At 53.0% G+C, this 21,029-nt stretch carries 3 protein-coding genes; 2 read left to right on the forward strand and 1 reads right to left on the reverse strand.

Going from position 1 to position 21,029, the window contains the following annotated elements:
• Positions 1-14: 14 nt before the first annotated feature.
• On the forward strand, positions 15-16,004 hold the full coding sequence (locus EJP87_RS17675; protein ID WP_227657462.1) for a hypothetical protein: 15,990 nt from the start codon (positions 15-17) through the stop codon (positions 16,002-16,004).
• 467 nt (positions 16,005-16,471) lie between these two features.
• Positions 16,472-18,754, forward strand: a complete 2,283-nt coding sequence (locus EJP87_RS05090) for a methyl-accepting chemotaxis protein (RefSeq protein WP_130470779.1) — start codon at positions 16,472-16,474, stop codon at positions 18,752-18,754.
• 618 nt (positions 18,755-19,372) lie between these two features.
• Here the strand turns inward: EJP87_RS05090 and EJP87_RS05095 are convergent.
• Positions 19,373-20,887 (reverse strand): Fic family protein, encoded by a 1,515-nt coding sequence (locus tag EJP87_RS05095; protein ID WP_130470780.1) that lies wholly within the window; start codon positions 20,885-20,887, stop codon positions 19,373-19,375.
• Positions 20,888-21,029 lie beyond the last annotated feature (142 nt).

Below are 21,029 nucleotides of genomic sequence, written 5' to 3' on the forward strand. Positions count from 1 at the left end.
ATGGTCTCTATTCGTTGCAGTTGACGGCGTTGGCCGACAGCCAACTGGATGGCCTGCGTTCGTTGCAATTGACGGCATTATCCGACACGCAATTGAATGGTCTCTATTCGTTGCAGTTGACGGCGTTGTCCGATACACAGTTGGATGGTCTGCGCTCGTTGCAATTGACAGCGTTGGCTGACACGCAGTTGGATGGTCTCTACTCTCTGCAGTTGACGGCGTTGGCTGACACCCAACTGGATGGTCTCTATTCGTTGCAGTTGACGGCGTTGGCTGACACGCAGTTGGATGGTCTGCGTTCATTGCAGTTGCTGGCGCTGGCCGACAGCCAACTGGATGGTCTGCGTTCGTTGCAGTTGACGGCGTTATCCGACACGCAGTTGAATGGTTTGCAATCCGCTCATTTGACCGCTCTGGCGGACAGTCAATTGGATGGTCTGCGTTCTCTGCAGCTCTCGGCTTTGGCGGACAGCCAATTGGATGGCTTGTTGTCACTGCAACTCAAGGTGCTGTCTGATAGCCAGTTGGATGGTTTGTTGTCACTGCAATTGTTTGCTCTGGCCGACAGTCAATTGGATGCTCTCCGTTCGCTGCAACTGTATGCCTTGGCCGACAGCCAATTGGATGGTTTGCAATCTTTACAGTTGTTTGCTTTGGCCGATAGCCAGCTCAATGGTTTACGCTCTTTATCCCTGTTCTCTTTGGTTGGAACCCAGCTCGATGGATTTCAGAGTAGCCATTTGGCTGCTTTGACCGATACACAATTGGATGGTTTGCACTCGCTTGGTTTTGGCTCCTTTGCCGATACCCAGTTGGATGCTTTGACCTCCAGTAAGCTGAATGCCTTGTCGGCAACACAATGGAATGGTTTGACCTCTTTACAACTGCCGACGCTGGCCTATACGCAGTTGAACAGTATGACCTCCACTCTGTTTTCCACTCTGGCCGGAACTCAGTTGGATGGTCTGGATCTGCTGCAATTGGCCTCTTTGGCCAATACCCAACTGGATGGATTGACCTCAATCCAGCTTTCCACCTTGGCCGATAGCCAACTGGATAGTCTGACCGCTTTCAATCTATCCGCTTTGGCCAACACGCAGTATGATGGAATATCTTCTCTGCAGTTGGCTGCTTTGGCCAACACCCAGTTGGATGGTTTACGCTCCCACCATTGGTCTGCCCTGGCGGATAGCCAGTTGAATGCCCTGACCTCTGTACAGTGGGGTGAACTGGCAAAAACCCAGTTGGATGGTTTGCTCTCTCTGCAAATTTTTGCCTTGGCAGAGACCCAATTGGATGGCTGGACATCTGTACAGTGGTCCTCGTTGGCCGCCACCCAATTGGATGGTCTGACCTCCACTGCGGTCAATGGCATGGCTGATACCCAGTGGGATGGCTTTATCTCCAGTCGATTGCTCACCCTGGCAGATTCACAACTGGATGGTCTGACCTCCTTGCAGTTCTATCTCCTGGCGAATACCCAGTTGAATGGTTTGACCTCTCTGCATCTTTCCGCTTTGAGTGATACCCAGCTCAATGGTTTGGATGGGCTGCAACTTTATGCCTTGGCCAATTCGCAATTGGATGGCTTGGGTTCGCTGCAACTGAATGCGTTTGCCGATACGCAGTGGGATATGCTGCGTGCGGCAGAGTTGCTTGCTTTTGCAGACAGTCAGTTGGATGGTTTGACCTCTATCCAGCTTGCCGGTTTAGTCAATACTCAGTTTGATGGATTGCGTTCTGGGCAGATTTCTGCTCTGGCCGACACCCAATTCAATGGCATGGATGCGGGGCAATGGGCTGCGTTGGCCAATACGCAGTTGGATGGTTTGCTTTCACTTGCCCTGTCGCAATTGGCGGCCACCCAATTGGCTGGCTGGAGCTCTCTGCAAGTGGCGTCGTTGGCCAATACGCAGTTGGATGGATTGAGTTCCATCGCATTGAGCAATTTGGCCACGACACAATGGGATAGTCTTACCTCCACACGTCTGTCCCAGATTGCTGTCACCCAGTTGCAGGGCTTGACCTCTTTGCAGTTGACCTCGCTGGCCAATACACAATTGAACGGTTTAGGCTCTTTGCAACTGCTCAGTTTGGCCGATACGCAGTTGGATGGTTTGAGCTCTTTGCAGTTGAGCGCTTTGGCCAACAGTCAACTGGATGGCCTCACCTCCTTGCAATTGCAATCTTTGGATCAGACCCAGCTTGCAGGAATGCTTTCGTCAGCGCTGAGCGGTTTGGCCGACAGCCAGATGGATGGTCTGCAGTCGATGAAGTTAAACTCGCTGACCTCCGTGCAACTCAATGGTTTTCTCTCGAGCCAATTGGCTGCTTTGGCGGATACTCAGTTGGATGGATGGGAAACGGCACATCTGAACTCTTTGGCGGCTACCCAATTGAATGGTTTGCGTTCATTGCAATTGGCTGGTTTTGCTGATTCGCAGTGGGACGGTTTTACATCGTTGCAGATGGCCAGCATGGCCAACACCCAACTGGATGCGCTTTCTTCTCAGGTGTTTGGTTCTTTTGTCAACACCCAACTGGATGGCATGACCTCTTTGCAGTTGCGTGATATTGCTGCAACCCAGTGGAATGGTCTGATATGGTGGGTGGCCTCTTCTCTGGCTGCGACCCAGTTGGATAGTTTGAGTTCCACTCTGCTGGCCAGTTTGGCCGACAGCCAATGGGATGGCTTCACCTCATTGCAGTTGGGCAGTTTGGCCAATACGCAATGGGATGGTTTGAGCTCACTGAATCTTTCTGGGTTTGCCACAACGCAATGGGATGGTTTCTCTTCGACTCGTTTGGCCGCTTTAGCCGACAGCCAATGGGATGGTTTGCTGTCTGCGGCGCTGCTGGAGTTGGCGGATAGCCAGTTTAATGGTTTGGGTTCGTTGCAATTGACCAACCTGGCCACAACGCAATGGGATGGTTTGCTCTCTTCTGCACTCTTTGGTTTGGCGAATACCCAGCTCAATGGTCTTGCTTCCCTGCAATTGACTGCGTTGGCGGTTACGCAGTTGAGCGGTTTAAGCTCCATTGCTCTCAGTGGTTTGGCCAATACCCAACTGGATGGTCTGCATTCTGTGCAACTGGCTGCCTGGGTAGGAACCCAGTTGGATGGGTTGCTTGCCAGTGGTTTGTTGGGGCTTGCCGACACTCAGTTGAATGCTTTGAGTGCCTCTCAACTGGCCACGCTTGCGGCGACGCAGTGGAATGGTTTGAGCTCCTTGCAGCTTAACGGACTTGCGGAGACGCAGTTGGAGGGAGTGGCCTCTGCACAATGGTTTGCTTTGGCCAATACCCAGTTGAATGGTTTGCGTTCGTTGCAGTTGACCCTGCTTTCCGTGACCCAATGGAATGGTTTGAGTTCTGCGGCATTGAGCTCCTTGGCCGATAGCCAATGGGATGGTTTGACGCCTGAGCAATTGCTGGCTTTGGCCAATACCCAGTTGAACGGCCTCTCTTCCAGCCAGTTGTCGGCTTTGGCTGATACACAGTGGAATGGAGCGGACTCTTCTCAACTCTTCAGTTTGGCCAATAGCCAATGGGATGGTTTGACTTCCCGACAGTTGAGCAATCTGGCTGATACGCAACTGGATGGTTTGCAGTCGCAGGCATGGGGTGGATTGTCTGTCACCCAGCTCAATGGACTTACCTCCGGCCAATTGTTCGCTCTGAGCAATACCCAACTGAATGGTTTGACCTCCACGCAGTTTGCCGGGTTGGCAGACAGCCAGTGGGATGGATTGGATGTCAGCCAGGTTTTGGCGTTGAGCACGACACAATGGGATGGTCTGTTATCAATCGGTTTGACATCCTTGGCCGATACCCAGTTGGATGGATTGACGGCGGCAGCCATCTCTGCCCTGGCCGATACCCAGTGGAACGGTTTGAGCTCAAGACAGCTTACCGGCTTTGCCGATAGCCAGTGGAATTATCTGACCTCTCTCCGTTTGTCCAACCTGGCGGACAGCCAGTTGAACGGTTTGACCTCATTGCAGTGGTCCGGGTTGGCCAATAGCCAATTGGATGGTTTCAGCTCTGCCCATCTCTTCTCTCTGGCGGATAGTCAGTGGGATGGGTTGACGCTCAATCAATTGGCCTCTCTGGCAGACAGTCAGTGGAATGGTTTGAGTTCCATCGCTTTGGCCTCTCTTGCGGATACGCAGTGGGATGGTTTCCATTCATTGCGGCTTGCCTCTCTGGCGACCAGTCAATGGGACGGATTGTCTTCCAGCATCTTGTTGGGTTTGGCCAATAGCCAGCTCAATGGTGTGGGTTCTCTGGCTTTGGCGTCACTTGCTGACAGCCAATGGGATGGTTTGACTTCGCTTGGCTTATATGGTTTGGCCAATACGCAGTTGGATTATCTCTCCTCCACCTTGCTCTCTTCCCTGGAGGAGAGCCAACTCTATGGTATGACTTCGACCGCTCTGCTTGGTTTGGCGATTACACAATGGAATGGTATGCGTTCCACCCAACTGTTTGTTTTGTGTGCCACTCAGTTGGATGGTTTGACTTCACTGGCTTTCAACTCCCTTGCGGCAACCCAATTGCGAGGGATCAGTGCCTCTCAGCTTACCTCGATTGTCAACACCCAGTTGGATGGTCTTACCTCCACGCAACTAAGCGCACTGGTCAATAACCAACTTGATGGTTTGGCTGTCTCTGCGCGCTGGACAGCGCTGGCGACCACCCAACTGGATGGCTTGCTCTCCCTGCAAATCAGTCAAATGAGCAACAGCCAATGGGATGGGATCACCTCTGTGGCACTGGCTTCCCTGGCTGATAGCCAATGGAATGCTTTGAGTGCCGAGCAGTTGGCCAGTTTGGCTGCCACCCAGTGGAATGGTCTTGGCTCTTTGCAACTGGCTGGTTTGGCGACTACCCAACTCAATTATGTGGACTCCTCCATCTGGATGAGTTTGGCCGATAGTCAGTGGGATGGTTTGGGGTCGCTGCAACTGTTGGCCATGAGCGATAGCCAATTAAATGAGCTCTCTTCGCTCACCCTGTTCCATCTGGCCAACAGCCAATTGAACGGTTTGAGCGCAGGGCAAGTGCAAGCGTTGGCTGCCACGCAGTTGTCTGGTTTGGGCTCTGTACAGTTGACCTCTTTGGCGGACAGTCAACTGGATGGGTTAAGTTCCGAGCAATTGGGATTGTTGGCCAACAGCCAACTCAATGGTCTGACCTCCAGCCAGATTGCACAACTGGCCGACAGCCAATGGGATGGTTTGACTTCGCAGCAATTGGCCTCTCTGGTGGCGACACAGTTGAATGGTCTGTTGTCCATGACCTTGGCCAATCTCTCTGTTACCCAATTGAGCGCATTCACCTCGGTGCAATTGGCCACCTTGGCGGCGACGCAACTGGATGGTTTGACCATGACCTCCCTGTATGGGTTGTCGATCACCCAGTTGGATGCTTTGAGTTCAACGGTTCTTGCTGCTTTGTCCACAGCCCGTCTCGATGGTTTGTCCTCTTTGGGATTGCTCAGTCTGGCGGCGACCCAATTGAATGGTATTACCTCATTGCAGTTGCAATCTTTGGCTGACAGTCAGTTGGATGGCTTAAGTTCCACCTTGCTGGCTGGTTTGGCCGACAGTCAACTGGATGGTTTACTCTCCATGCAGTGGAATGGCTTGAGCAGCACGCAATGGGATGGTCTGCTATCGATGCAGCTCAATGCTTTGGCGGACACTCAGTGGGATGGGGTACTCTCTGCGCAGTTAAGCCAGTTGACGGCAACGCAGTTGAATGGTTTGCGTTCCCTGCAGTTATATGCTTTGGCTGCGAGCCAATGGGATGGTTTAAGCTCCAGCCATCTTGCTTCGTTGGCCAACAGTCAGTGCAACGGTTTGAGCTCCATACAGTTGCGCGAATGGGCCACCACGCAGTGGGATGGTCTCACCGCAACGCATCTGCAGGCTTTGGCGGATAGCCAATGGGATGCTCTTGCTTCCCTGCAGCTTGCCTCTTTGGCCAACAGCCAGTTGGATGGGATTCTGTCCACAGCCTTGTTTAATCTGGCGGCTACGCAATGGGATGGTTTGAGTTCTGCGCAGCTTGCTGGTTTGGTCAACAGTCAGTTGGATGGTCTGCACTCTTCGGTATTGCAGCAATTGGCCGACAGCCAATGGGATGGTCTCTCTTCCAGCCAGCTTTCTGCTTTGGCTGATAGCCAATTCAATGGTTTGACCTCGCTTGCGCTCTCTTCCCTGGCCAATACCCAATGGAACGGTTTGCGTTCCACCACTCTGATGGCATTGGCCAGCACACAGTGGCTGGGTGTGACCTCGACGGCACTCGCGGGGCTGGCCAGCACACAGTGGGATGGAGTGACCTCCACCCAGATGGCAGTATTGGCTGCTGAACAATGGAATGGTTTGAGCTCTGCGGCATTGACAGACTTGGCCGACAGCCAACTGAATGGTTTGTCTGCGAGCCAATGGTCAGAGTTGGCCAATTCGCAACTCAATGGCCTGACCTCAGCGCAACTGAGCGGATTGGCGGATACGCAGTGGGATGGTTTGAGCTCCAGCCAGTTGTTTGCTTTGGCCAATACCCAGTGCAATGGACTGCGTTCGTCGCAGTTGCTTGCTTTGAGCGATACGCAGTGGGATGGCGTGCAGAGTAGTCAACTGTTTGAATTTGCCTCAACGCAATGGGATGGTCTGCTCTCTGGGCAGTTGGCGGGTTTGGCGACCACCCAGTGGAATGGTGTGAGCTCCAGCCAGGTGCAAGGGTTGGCTGTGACGCAATGGAATGGCCTGGATTCCTGGCAGCTTGCTTCATTGGCCAACAGCCAGCTCAATGGTTTGTTGTCTATTGTGCTGTCCTCACTGGCGGATACGCAATTGGCACTGCTTTCGTCGGTGCAATTGTATAATCTTGCCAACACGCAGTTGGATGGTTTGCACTCTTCTGTGGTGCACCAATGGGCGGATACGCAATGGGATGGTTTGAGCTCTGTGCAGTTGTCCGCTTTGGCCACTACGCAGTGGGATGGTGTTACCTCTCTGGGTCTCTCTTCGTTGGCCAACAGCCAGTTGGATGGTCTGCTTGCCGCCAGCCTATCCTCTTTGGCTGCCAGCCAATGGATTGGTTTGGGCTCTGCTGCGTTTGCTGCCTTGGCCAACACCCAACTGGATGGCCTCCTCTCCACGCAAATCAGCGCCATGCTCTCCGAGCAATGGGATGGTTTGACTTCAAATATCTTGACGGAGTTGACGGCTACGCAACTGGACGGTTTGTTGTCCAGTCAGTTGTTCCAATTGGCAGCGACACAACTCAATGGTTTGCGTTCGGAGCAGTTGAGTACACTGGCGGACAGCCAATGGAATGGTCTGCTTTCCGATCAGCTCAACTCTTTGGCCAACACCCAGTTGAACGGCTTGAGCTCTGCGCAATTGTTGAGTTGGGCGGATACCCAGTGGGAGGGGTTGACCAGTGCCCACTTGTTGGAGTTGTCAGCCAGTCAATGGGATGGTTTATCCTCCCGGCAGCTTGCGTTATTGACCAATGACCAACTGGATGGCATCACCTCTTTGCAGTGGTCGGAGCTGGCGGATACACAATGGAATGGCCTGACTGCGGCGCAATTCTCTTCCTTGGCCAAAACCCAGTTGGATGGTTTGAGCTCCGGGGTGTTGCTGAGTTTGGCGGCAACCCAATTGAGCATGCTCTCTTCCCAGCAGATTGCCTCATTGGCGGTGAGCCAGTTGGATGGTTTGGGTTCACTGTCGCTTGCTGTGTTGACAGATGCACAGTTGGATAGTTTGAGCTCCGCGCAGTTGGCCGCGCTGGCAGAGAGCCAACTGGCGGGAATGAGTTCCGGGCAGTTGCGTGGTTTGGTCAACACGCAACTGGATGGTTTCAGCTCTGCACAATTGGCGGCCTGGAGCATCAGCCAATGGAATGGTTTGAGTTCGCAAGCTCTTGCAGAGCTGGCGGACACCCAAATCGATGGCATAAGCTCAGTGCAATGGGGTGCATTGGCAGCGACGCAACTGGTTGGTTTGACGGCAAACGCTTTGTCTGGGTTGGCTGGTAGCCAACTGGATGGTGTGCATTCCAGCCAATGGGCTGCACTGGAGACGAGCCAACTGGCTGGTCTCAGCACCAGCGGTTTGGCAACCTTGGCCAATACACAATGGCAAGGCTTTACCTCGGTGCAACTGCTTTCCCTGAGCAATACGCAGTGGAATGGTTTGACCTCGGCGCAACTGGGCAGTTGGTCGGATACGCTGTGGGATGTTTTGACCAGTGCGACGCTCTCCACTTTGGCGGATACGCAATGGGATGGTTTAACCTCTGTACAGTTGTCCGGGTTGGCCAACAGCCAACTGAATGGTCTGAGTTCGCTACAGTGGCACGCTTTGGCCACCACCCAGTGGAATGGTTTGGGTTCCTTGCAACTGCAATCTCTGGCCGATAGCCAGTGGAATGGGGTGGGTTCTGCACAACTGGCCGCGTTGGCCGACAGCCAGTGGGATGGGCTCAATTCGACGCAGTTGGCCGCGTTGGCGGACAGCCAGTGGGATGGGCTCTCTTCGTTGCGTTTGGCGGCGTTGGCGGAGAGCCAGTGGAATGGCTTCGCATCGTTGCGTCTGTCAGCCTTGGCGATAACGCAGTGGAATGGACTCTCTTCCTTGCAGTTGGTTGCCTTGGCTGTAACCCAATGGGATGGTATCGGTTCAACCCTGCTGGCCTCGCTGGCCGATAGTCAATGGGATGGCATCTCCTCGTTGCAGTTGGCTGCTTTGGCAACGACGCAATGGAACGGGCTTTCCTCTGTCCAGTTGGGTCGTTTGGCGGATACGCAACTGGATGGTCTCTCTTCGTTCCTGTTGGCCTCTCTGGCCAGCAGCCAATTGGACGGTTTGCCATCAACAGCTTTATCTGTTTTGGCCGATAGCCAATGGGATGGTCTGGGCAGTGCGCAAATTGCCCAATTGGCTGACAGTCAACTGAATGGTCTGCTCTCTTTGCAGTTGAATCTGTTGGCCGATACACAGTTGCCGGGTCTCTATTCGCTGCATTGGGCAGGGTTGGCTAATACACAGTTGGATGGTCTGCAATCCATCCAGTTGAGCCAATTGAGCACTACCCAGTTGGATGGTCTCTCTTCGTTGCAATGGCTGGCCTTGGCGCAGAGCCAATGGGATGGCTTGCAATCGTGGCAGTTGCTCAGTTTGGCCGACAGCCAGTTGGATGGCATGCACTCGGCGCAGTTGGCTGAGCTGGCGGTAACCCAGTTGGATGGCATGTTGTCGTTGCAATGGGCGGCTCTGGCTGACAGCCAATTGTCTGCACTCAGCAGCATGCAATTGCAATCATTGGTGGATACCCAGTGGGATGGATTGAGTTCGCTGCAGCTCAATGGGATGAGTACAACGCAGTGGCAGGCTCTCTCTTCTTGGCAGTTGCTCGCATTGGCTGACAGTCAGTGGGATGGATTGGGTTCGGCACAATTGCAGTTGTTGGCTGATACCCAGTGGGATGGGCTCACCTCTGACACACTGTCGGCATTGGCCGCCAGCCAATGGAATGGGTTGAGCTCGCTGCAGTTGACGGCATTGGCCGACACGCAATTGAGTGGGCTTGCTTCTGGGCAATGGGCTGGGTTGGCCAACAGCCAATTGGATGGTTTGACCTCTGCCGCCCTCATGACGTTGACCAACAGCCAGTGGAATGGTTGGAGTTCGCTGCAGTTGGCGGGATTGGCGGCGACGCAGTGGCAGGGCATGCTCTCGGCGGTTTTGACAAGCTTGGCCGACAGTCAATGGGATGGTTTGAGTTCAGCGCAATTGGGCCTGCTGGCGGAGACACAGTGGAATGCTGTTGCTTCGCAGCGTTTGGGGCAATGGGCGAATACGCAACTGGATGGCGTAACCTCGCTGCAGTGGGCCGCTTTGGCCGATACGCAACTGAATGGTTTGCATTCTGGGCAGATAAGTTCCTTGGCGGACAGCCAGTGGGATGGTTTGAGTTCATTGCAGTTGCAGCAATTGGCGGACAGCCAGTGGGATGGTTTGAGTTCATTGCAACTGTTGGCGCTGGCGGTGAGCCAACTGGATGGTCTGTTGTCTACGCAAGTGGCCGCTTTGGCAAACACACAATGGGATGGTTTAAGCGCACTGCAGTTGCGCTCTTTTGCCAGTACACAATGGGATGGGGTCACTTTTGGTCAGATCGACAGCTTGGCCAATACGCAATGGGATGGTGTGTTGTCGAGCCAATTGCTGCAGTTGGCTGATACACAATGGGATGCACTCACTTCTGCACAACTGGCTGGCTTGGCTGATACGCAGCTTGATGGTCTGTTGTCAACTCAGTTGGCCGCTTTGGCCGATACCCAGTGGGATGCCTTCTCATCGGCACAGTTGGCCGGCTTGGCCACTACGCAATGGTCAGGATTGTTATCTGGACAGTTGAGTGCGTTGGCGGATACGCAGCTCAATGGCATCACCTCTACTCGTCTTGCTGCTTTCAGTGTGGAGCAGTTCAATGGTTTGGGCTCATTGCAGTTGTCTGGCTTGGCCAACAGCCAATTGAGTGGCTTCTCCTCTGCGCACATCGCGGCTTTGGCGGATACCCAGTGGGATGGTTTGGCTTCTGGGCAGTTGGCTGGCTTGAGTACCGGTCAACTGCAAGGGTTGCTTGCCCAGCAATTGGCACAGCTTGCTGACAGTCAATTGGATGGATTGTCGAGCATGCAGTTGCCTGCTTTGACCACGACACAGTTAGGTGGTTTGCGTTCGGAGCAATTGACCGGTTTGAACACTACCCAACTCAAGGGTCTGGCTGTCGGGCAGTTGAGCGAGTTGACCACCACGCAACTGAATGGTTTGAGCAGCATCCAGTTGGCCTCTTTTAGCAGCACGCAAATGCGCGGCCTCACCAGCAGTCAGATGTTGACCCTGGCCGATACCCAGTGGGATGGTTTAAGCAGCGTACAACTGGCCGTCCTGAGCAGTACCCAGTTGGCGGGCATCAGTTCCGAGCAGCTTGCGGCGTTGACGACGACACAAATTGCTGGTTTGTCTGCCAATCAGATCAGCGTTTTGACAACCACACAATGTGATGCGTTGAGCAGCATCATGGTGGGGGCGTTGACCACCACACAAATTCGTGGGTTGAGCAGTGTGCAGCTCTCCTCTTTGGCGGATACCCAGTTGGATGGTTTAAGCAGCCTGCAACTGGGCGCCTTCACTGCGGCCCAACTGGGCGGGATCAGCAGCAGCCAGTTGATCGAGTTCAATACCAGCCAGATGTCGGGCATGAGCAGTACACAACTGTCCCAGTTGAATTCGACACAACTGCGGGCTTTGACCACCACGCAGCTTTCGGCCATGACAGCCACGCAGATGCAGGGGTTGACTGGCACGGCACTGCCGTTGTTGACCCAAACCCAATTGGCTGCTTTGGGTGTCACCCAGCTCTCCACCACCCAGGTGGCAGCCATGACCACCAGTCAGGTGGCAGCGTTGACCCCCTTGCAGATCACTCTGCTCTCCAGCACCATGCTCCGTGCTTTTTCGACGGCGCAGATGAGCGCGTTGACGACCACACAACTGGCCACTCTTTCGACGACCCAGGTGGCGGCACTGACTACGGCACAACTGGCTGTTTTGAGCACGACCCAAATGTCGGGATTGGATGCCACTGCCATTGCTGTTTTAGGTACAGCGCAGGTACGTGCCTTGACCAGCACCCAGGTGGGCAGTTTGACCACCACGCAGATGGCGGTTTTCTCTTCCAGCCAGATCTCTGTGTTGACCAGCGCTCAGGTTCAGCGTTTGAGCAGCAGTCAGATTGACTCCCTGACCACCACGCAGATGGCGGGACTCAGTGCCACGCAGCTTGCGCTATTTACCAGCACACAGATGCTTGCCTTGAGCTCCACCGATGTGGCGGTGTTGACCACCACCCAACTGAAAGGGTTGACAGCGACGCAGTTGGCCGGATGGAGCACTACCCAGATGAGTGTGTTGGCCTCCACGGCTTTGCGCTCCTTGACACCGGTTCAGATCAACCGTTTGACCACGACGCAGGTGGCAGCACTGAGCAGCGATCAGGTTGCCGTGTTGACCAGTACCCAGCTCTCTGCGCTGACCACTACCCAGATCAGTGGTATGGAATCGACCGATGTGGCGGTATTGACCAGTACCCAGATCAAGGCGCTCTCTGTGGCGCAGATGGCGATCTTGACCACGACCCAGTTGGCTGGTTTCAGCAGCACGCAAATGGCGGCAGTCAATTCGTTGCAGTTGGCTGGTTTGACGACGACGCAGATCAAATCTCTGAACAATAACCAAGTTGTGGCCATTGGTACCTTGATCAAAGGTTTGAGCAGCGCACAGATTGCGGTCATGACCACCACCCAGTTGCAAGATTTGACCAGCAGTCAGGTGAGCGTTTTGGCCACTGGGCAATTGCTCAACTTGACGACGACCCAACTGGGCGCCTTTTCAGCGACCCATGTGGGGGTTCTCAACAGCACACAGATCAGAAGTCTCAGTGCGACGCAGCTCTCGGTGTTGACGACGACGCAGTGGGCGGCCTTGAATACCACGCAGCTTGCGGCTTTGAATACGGGGCAGTTACAGCGTTTGACCACCACCCAGATCAATAATCTGACCGGCACGCAGATTGGTGGTATCAGTGCCGTGCAGCTTGCCGTGTTGACGACGACACAGTTGAGTGGCTTGACCTCTGCCAATCTGTCACTGTTGACCACCACTCAAATCAGGGGGGTGACGGCGCAACAGATTGCCTCTTTGACCACCACGCAACTGGCGGGGTTGGAAGCGGTGGATTTGGCTGTTTTGAGTGCTGCCCAATTGGGTAAACTCTCCTCGATTCAAGTAGCGGCTCTGCAGAGCAGTCAGGTAGCCGCTTTGACCACGACCCAGTTGGTGGCTTTGACCACGACCCAATTAAGCGGCTTGGAATCCACCGATTTGGCCGCTTTGAGTGTCACCCAGATCAAAGCCTTGAGCAGTCGGCAATTGGCGATTTTGACCAGCACGCAACTGGCCGGGTTGGGGGAGACGCAGGCGGCTGGTCTGCTGGCGGCACAGGTCAGTGCGCTGTCAACGACGCAACTGATTGCGTTGAACACGACCCAACTGCTTGCCTTGGGTACGCAGGTGAAGAGTTTGAGTGCGTTGCAGGTTGCGGCTTTGACCACCACCCAGGTTGCCATTCTGGCCACCACTCAGGTGACAGTTTTGACAACGGCCCAGGTGAGCGCTCTGGCAACCAGTCAATTGGCGGTCTTCACCACCTCTGGGGTGGCTGCACTCTCGGCGACGCAGTTAAAGGTGTTGAGTGCAACCCAGCTCACCTCGTTATCGACGACGCAGTTTGGGGTGTTGGTGACAACGCAGATTGCTGCCTTGACGACTGCACAATTGCCGCGTCTGACCACCACCCAGGTTGCCTCTTTGAGCACGACCCAGATGAGCGGTCTCTCTTCTACGCAATTGAATATCTTGACCACCACCCAGGTCAGTGCATTGTCGGCAAACAATCTGCAGGTGGCCGAGACCACACAGTTGAAAGGTTTTACGGCCAGCCAGTTGGCGGCCTTGACCACGACCCAATTGGCCAGTTTGCCGGCAGAAAGTTTGGCCAGTTTGAGCGTGGCCCAGATCAACCGGATGACCACGACGCAAGTGGCCTCTTTGAGCACCACGCAAGCGACCTATCTGACCAGCAGTCAGGTGGCAGGGTTGACCACGACCCAGATCAGGGGCTTGGAATCCACCGATTTGGCTGTTTTGAATACCAACCAGGTGGCGGCACTTTCCAGTGCCCAACTCTCTGTCTTGACCACCACGCAGTTGGCCGCTGTGCAGAGCAGCCAGATGGCTGCACTCTCCTCCACGCAGTTGCGTGGCTTGACCACCACGCAAGTATTTGCACTGCAGACGACGCAGTTGGTGGCATTGGGGACGCAGGTGAAAAATCTTAATACGGCACAGATTGCCGTGTTGACGACCACCCACATGGCGGCGTTTGAATCCACCCAGGTCAGTGCCTTGACCACGGCACAGCTTTTGGCGTTGACCACCACACAACTGGGCATGCTGGATAGCGCGGATATGCGTGCTTTGAGCTCCACGCAATTGGTGACAATGAGTTCGACACAGATGGTCAATTTGAATGTGACCCAGTGGGGAGCGTTGTCGGAGAGTCAAATCGGTTTCTTGAACAGTTTGCAGATTGCCCGTCTGACCACCAGTCAAGTGGCTTCATTGACGACGACCCAAGCCGGTGGTTTGAGTTCAACGCAGCTCTCTGCCTTGACGACAACCTCCTTCAGCAAGCTGACGGCGACCTTGCTTGCTGCGGTTACCACTACACAAATCAGGGGTTTGAGTTCTGCACAACTGGCTGTGCTGAACAGTACGCAGTTGTCCGTGCTGGATAGTGCCGGCGTGGCTGTGTTAACGACTACCCAGTTGCGTGGATTGAGTTCGAGTCAAATAACCGCCTTGCAGAGCAGTCAGGTGGTGGCCATGACCACTGCACAGTTGGCGGCGTTGACCACGGCACAGATAGTAGGATTGGAAGCGACCGATTTGGCGGTATTGGCGGTCAGTCAGGTTCAGGCTTTGAGCAGCGGGCAGGTGGCATTCTTGAATACGACGCAGATGGGCGCCTTGACAGGCAGTCAACTGGCTGGTTTGCATACGCTCCAGGTGCGTACATTTTCCATCACCCAATTGGCTGCCTTGTCGACGACCCAAATATCGGCGTTGACACAGACGCAACTGCAGGCTTTGACGACGCAGCAGGTGAAGGGTTTATCGACCACGCAGTTGGCAAATTTGACCACCACCCAGGCCTCTGCTTTGACGGTGCAACAGATTGCCGTTTTGGCCAGTGGCCAATTGGTCAGTCTGGAGAATGCGGCGCTTGCTGTGTGGAACAGCAGCCAGATTCGTGCTTTAAGCAGCAGTCAGTTGTCTGGCTTGACCAGCAGCCAATGGTTGAATCTGACGACAACCCAGATCAATGCTTTGAGTACCAGCCAGTGGCAAGGGGTGAATAGTGCGCGGATTGCTGCCATGAGCACGACCCAAATCGCTGCTCTGAGCACCACGCAATTGAGCTCTCTGAGCAGTACGCAGATTGTCGCCTTGACCACGACGCAGATTGCCGCACTCAGTATCACCCAGGAGAGCGGTCTTAGCGTCGGGCAGATCTCTACGTTGAGTACGGCGCAGATCATCGCCTTGACCAATACGCAGATTGTCAATCTTTCGGCCAATCAGGTGAGGGGGTTGACCAGCACCCAGATTTCCCGTCTTCTGGTCACCCAGGTTGCTGCCTTGGAGACTACAGATCTGCTGGTTCTTACTGGTCAACAGGTTGCCAGTTTAAGTTCCAGTCAGATTATGGCATTGGCGGTAACGCAAGTGGGCAGCTTGACCGATGCGCAAATTCGCTCTTTGACTGTGACTCAGGTGGGGGCTTTGGAAACAGAGGATCTGGCGGTGTTGAACACCAGCCAGGTTCGAGCGCTGAGCAGTGCCCAGATTGCCATACTGAGTGTGAGCCAAATAGAGGGATTATCAGCCACATCACTTGGAAAATTACAGGTTGGGCAAGTTTCTGGGTTGCGTTCGACCCAGGTGGCAGCGCTCTCCTTGAGTCAGCTCTCTGGTTTGACCAGTACCCAGTTTTCTGTTTTGACCAACACGCAGATGGGTGGTCTCAGTTCCGAGCAGATCAGTGCCTTGAGCAGCAGTCAATTCAAAGGTTTTTCGGCAGCTCAGATCAAGGCATTGACCAACACCCAGGTGGTTGCTTTGTCCGCGCAGATCAGCGGCATGAGCAAGGGACAGATCAGTGGTTTGGAAACGGGTGATTTTGCCTTGATAGGCGCCATGAATCTCTTTACGACCGAGCAGGTTGGTGCCATGAGCACGGTGCAAAAGAGTGCATATTGGGCGGCAGGCGGCACTATTGGTCGCACCTCTTAAAGGCTGCTCTGGCTCCAAGGGGAAGTGTTTGCGTTGCAGATCGGAAGCGCTACTGTTGTTTCCAGAAGGAGTGTGTGGGCTGCAGATCTGAAACTGCAGTTTGCCCCAAGGGTGTGTGCTGGGGCTTTATCTTGGCATCGGTTTTTTTGCTCCAAGGATGCCTGCTTGGGTTGCCGTTGATTATCCCTGGACCCAAAGCAAATTTTTTGTTTTTATTGACTTTGTATTGGCTACTCAGCGATCTGCTCCACGGATGGGATAGGATCTTTACGCCATTTATTCCCTCCCGTTCCGCTATCACATCTCAGGGTTGCCTTGCAGCAATCTGTTGGATTCTATCCGTTCATGGTTGCTTGCAAATTTGCTGGGCATTCCTTTCCGGCTCTTTTATCAGCCTCAAATATTGTGTAACATATCCTCGGATTTTGTAAAGAATAGTCACTTTTATTGTAGAAGGTTGCATCTCCGTGCTGGCATCTTTGCGAATTGGCATAAAAATCGGTTTGATTATCACTGTCACGACACTCCTTTTTGCGGCAGTGATTGTCCTGTATCAATTGACCTTGAGTAATACCTTGGATGCCTATGGGCGATTGCAAGAGAATACGCAAAGCCAATTGACCGGCATGTTGACAGTTGATCATTATTTATTAGAAGCGAGAAGATATGAAAAAGATTTCTTGTCGCGGCGCAATAATGATCTGGCAGAAAAACAACGTGCTCAGCTCCAAGCGCTGTTACGTGAGGTGGAGGGCATTCGTACCATTCGCAAGCGCTTTGGCGAAACGGTAGGGGAGCTGGATCAGATTATGGAGTTGGCTCGTGCCTATCAGGAGCATTTCCAGGAGGTAGTCATGGCCTGGAATCGCAAAGGTTTGACCCATAATGATGGTTTGCAGGGCAATTTTCGCAATTCGGCACACCGTTTGGAAAATGTTTTACGTGCGCAAAACAATGTTGGTTTGGAGCGGGATCTGCTGAGTCTGCGGCGTCACGAGAAGGATTATCTGTTGCGCTCGGATAAAAAATATGTCGATCTTTTGCACAAAGAGGCTGGCAAACTGGGGGAAAAGATTAATGCTTTAGCCAATGTAGCAGAAAATGACAAGCGACAAATGTCTGAGATGTTGGCATCCTATGAACGCGATTTTGTTGCTTTGGTGGCTGTGGATGACCAGATTGCCAGTAAAATGGAGTTATTGCGTGCCAAAGCCCATCAGATTGAGCCGGTGATCAAGCAGGAGGTCACAGAGTCCAAGGAGCATGCGCAGAAAGCGATTACCAGCACGCAACAAGAGGCTTCGCAACGGAGCAGCATTGCCTTGAGCATCGCGCTTCTGGCGACTGTAGTGAGCGTGGTGACAGGCAGTTTGATCACACGCAAGATCACGGGACCAGTCGGCGAGTTGTCTCGCTTTGCGGAAAGTATCCAGGGAGGAGATTTGCGTCAAAGCATTCACTTGCCGCAAAGGGATGAGATTGGTCTGTTGGGTGAGGTGATGAACCAGATGACCGCGACCTTGCGTGATCTGGTCACCCGGATTGATCATAATGCCGAGGCGTTACAGGGCAACTCGTCTGAGCTGACGGGCATGGCCGGTCAGATGAGTGGACACTCCGAGGCGATGTTGGAGCAGGCGCACTCTTCGGCGGCGGCGGCGCAGCAGATGAGCTCAGGAATGTCAACAGTCTCCTCTGCCGCCCAGCAAAGTGCCAGCAATTTGACCACCATAGCGGCGGCTACTGAAGAGATTTCCAGTACAGTTCATGCCATTTCGGCGGCCACCGAAGAGGTCAGTGCCAATTTGCAACATATTTCCCTGACCGCACGTGAGGTCAATATGGCTTTGCGCAATGTAGCGGAGGGGGCGCAGGGCACCAGTCAAAATGTACAAACTGCCTCGCAATCGATCATGCAGGTCAGTTCTTCTTTTTCTTCGATGCGGGTGCAGAGCAAGGATGCCGATGATTTTTCCAAAGAGGCCGATCGGCATGTACGCGACTCCTATGCGGTGATGCAGAAGTTGACCCATTCGGCGGGTGAGATTGGCAAGGTGGTCAGGATCATCAAACAGATTGCCGATCAAACCAACATGCTGGCACTCAATGCCGCCATCGAAGCGGCGGGAGCGGGAGAGGCAGGGAAGGGCTTTGCGGTGGTGGCCAATGAGGTCAAGGAGTTGGCACGGCAGACCGGAGAGGCGACGCGCACCATCACCCAACGGGTGGAGGAGATTCAGCACCATTCGGGTGCCGCGATGCAGGCGGCGCAAGATGTAGGGGCGATGATTGGCCGGATTGGCAAGGCCAATACCGATATTTTGCATTCCGTGGACACCCAGAGCGAGGCGATGGAGTCGGTAGCCAGTTTGATGAGTGCGGTGGCGCGGGAGGCCGAGGAATCGACCCGACAGTTGACGGAGTCGGCGTATGGGATGCAGGATGTTTCCCGCAATGTAGCGGAGATCTCTCTGGGGGTGGCGGAGGTGAGTCGGCGCGTCGTGGAGGCCAATCATGGCGTGAATGAGATTACCCGTGGTGTTTCCGAGGTAGCGCATGGTGGGCAAGAGATTTCGCGTTCTGTTACCGACAACGCTCAGACCTCACAGACGGTTGCTGGCTCCATGAAACAGATTACCGCCTCTGCGGCGCAGCTTCAGGAGATGAGTACCGGTTTGAACAAACGGGCCACCGAGATGGGCAGAATGGCCGATTTGCTGCGTGAGCTGATGAGCCATTTTCGGGTGTAAGCCTGCTGACATAACCGGGTATTTTGTGGGCATTATAGGCGCAAAAAGATCGTATGATCCGCTGTTCCCGAGTAACTATTCAGCACCCAAAACAACTGCGGGTCCAGGGAGGGCACCTCCCTGGCCGGGTCCAGGGATGGAATCCCTGGGATTTTGCTTTTAATCTTTTAATCTTTTGTCTTTGGCGCGCCTTTCACAACAAGCCGACGCGCTTTTTGCGTCGGCGCGGCGCGCCTAATGGAAGCAAGCTGTGCGGATTGGCGCGTATTTTTGCGCCAATTCGCACAGCATCCCCATGGGGGTAGAGCTGGTGAGCCAGCACAAACCTGAATAGTGAGCAAATGAGTGGAAAATCTTTACGGCGCTGCGCCAAGACAATCTTTACGGCGCTGCGCCAAGACAATCTTTACGGCGCTGCGCCAAGACAATCTTTACGGCGCTGCGCCAAGACAAAAAACGTCTTGGCTTGTTGGTAAAGTGCCGCTAAAAAGCAAAATCAAGATCTTGGAGGCTCTGCCTCCAATCCTCCGCCAGGAGGAGATGATCTCCTCCTGGACCTCCTCAGAAACTTGTACGCAGGTTTTTTACCTGAATGAACGCAAATTGGCATCAATTGGCTTATTGCATGGTCTCTCGTGTAATCACCTTATGCCATTCCGAAAAGCCAACAGATAGCGTTTCGTTCAACCACTCTGCAAACCGTGTTTCAATGGCTGGTATGGGTTCCAGATAGTTGAACTGGAATATCTCTGCAGAGGCAAGTCGTGGATCAAGCACATCCGAGCCTTTTTTCTCTTCATTGGGTATGCGCAGTAATGTAAAACCGGTAGCCACCATAATTCCCTGATGGACAGGCCCCAAGCCATGAAAAGAGATGACGCATTGAAAGCGGTTATTTGAGTGTATTGTCAAATAGGAGCAGCTACAATAGGAATCAAAATTGGCAAAATAACCGATTTGTGAAGCAAATTCGGTAATCTGTCGGCGAAAATAGCTGCGTTTGTTTTGGTCATTATTTTTATTGGAAAATATTTCAATATGCAGATGTGCCAGAGGCGACAATACACCTGGTATTTTTTTAATCCCTTTGATTTCATTGTTGAAGATTGTGGCATACTCTTCCAGTTGCCGATCTGTCATTCTTTGCAGGTGTTGTGCTATCTTAAAAACCTCATCTCTACGGGATGCCTCAGCCTGAAAATGTATTTTGAGTTTTTCCAGGCTGGAGCGTAAGATTACTTCAGCCTGTTGTGGACGTTGAATACTCTGTTCAATACTGATAGCAGATAGGATTGATTTTTTTTGGTTGCGTGCGAATAGATCGCAAAGTGGTTTCAGATCGCCTGCATCTGCTTTTTCTAGGGAGATTATATATTCATTACGTTCAGAATCTCGGATTACCAACGGGAACAAGCCATTTTTTAAAAAGACCAGACTGGCCAATGCCCTTGCCACCCGTCCATTGCCATCTTGGAAGGGGTGAATCTGGGTGAAACGATGATGCAGGAAGGCTGATAATACCTCTGGTTTCTCCCCTGTTTCCTCTTTGTCGACAAACCAAGCCAGCAGATTATCCATCTCCTGCTGCACATGTTCTGGAGGACAGTATATATAAATTGAACCATCCTGTCGTAGCGGATTGTTTTGATATCTTTTATATTCCCCTTTCAATAAAGTGATAGTTTGCAAATTGCCTTCAGAAGTTTGCACATCAATAGTATCTTGATGGGCTGTAAATTCTGCGTGAAGTTGGCGAATATAATGGTGAGTCAGTGGTTGCTCTCCTCTGACAAAGGCAAACAACCCCTCAATAATGTTCTTTTGATCATTGATGATAGAGGCAACATTGGCTGCGCGTTGCTGAGAAATGCCACTTTTATGGGCAATCAGTGCGGCGTCAATCCCTTGGTCAATGAGAATCTCTGTGACGCCGCGATCCCATGTATAGAGTCGTTCAATAATTCCGGTTTCTATTGCCCATTCTCTCTGCAGTTTATTGACAAAGAGTTTATATTCACCACTATTCTCTAGCTCTTCTTTTATTTCTCGCCATACACGTGATAATGCATCCAATTCGGAATTTCTTAAAGTATCAACAACTGCATCAAGATCGGATATGAAATGATATTCCATTGTTGTTTTTTGCTATGATTGTTACAGTCGCTTCTCACAAAGACAGCTTTTATCGATACAATAAACGTAACTATTCAGGTTCGTGCTGGCTCGCCAGCTCTACCCCCATGGGGATGCTGTGCGGATTGGCGCAAAAATGCGC

Origin of the sequence: Candidatus Magnetaquicoccus inordinatus, from assembly GCF_004217665.1 — a bacterium.
Classification (GTDB): Bacteria; Pseudomonadota; Magnetococcia; order Magnetococcales; family Magnetaquicoccaceae; genus Magnetaquicoccus; species Magnetaquicoccus inordinatus.

Bases quoted from the DNA above. Each gene is read 5' to 3' on its own strand.
- EJP87_RS05095 (WP_130470780.1), bottom strand. From the start codon at position 20,887: ATGGAATATCATTTCATATCCGATCTTGATGCAGTTGTTGATACTTTA.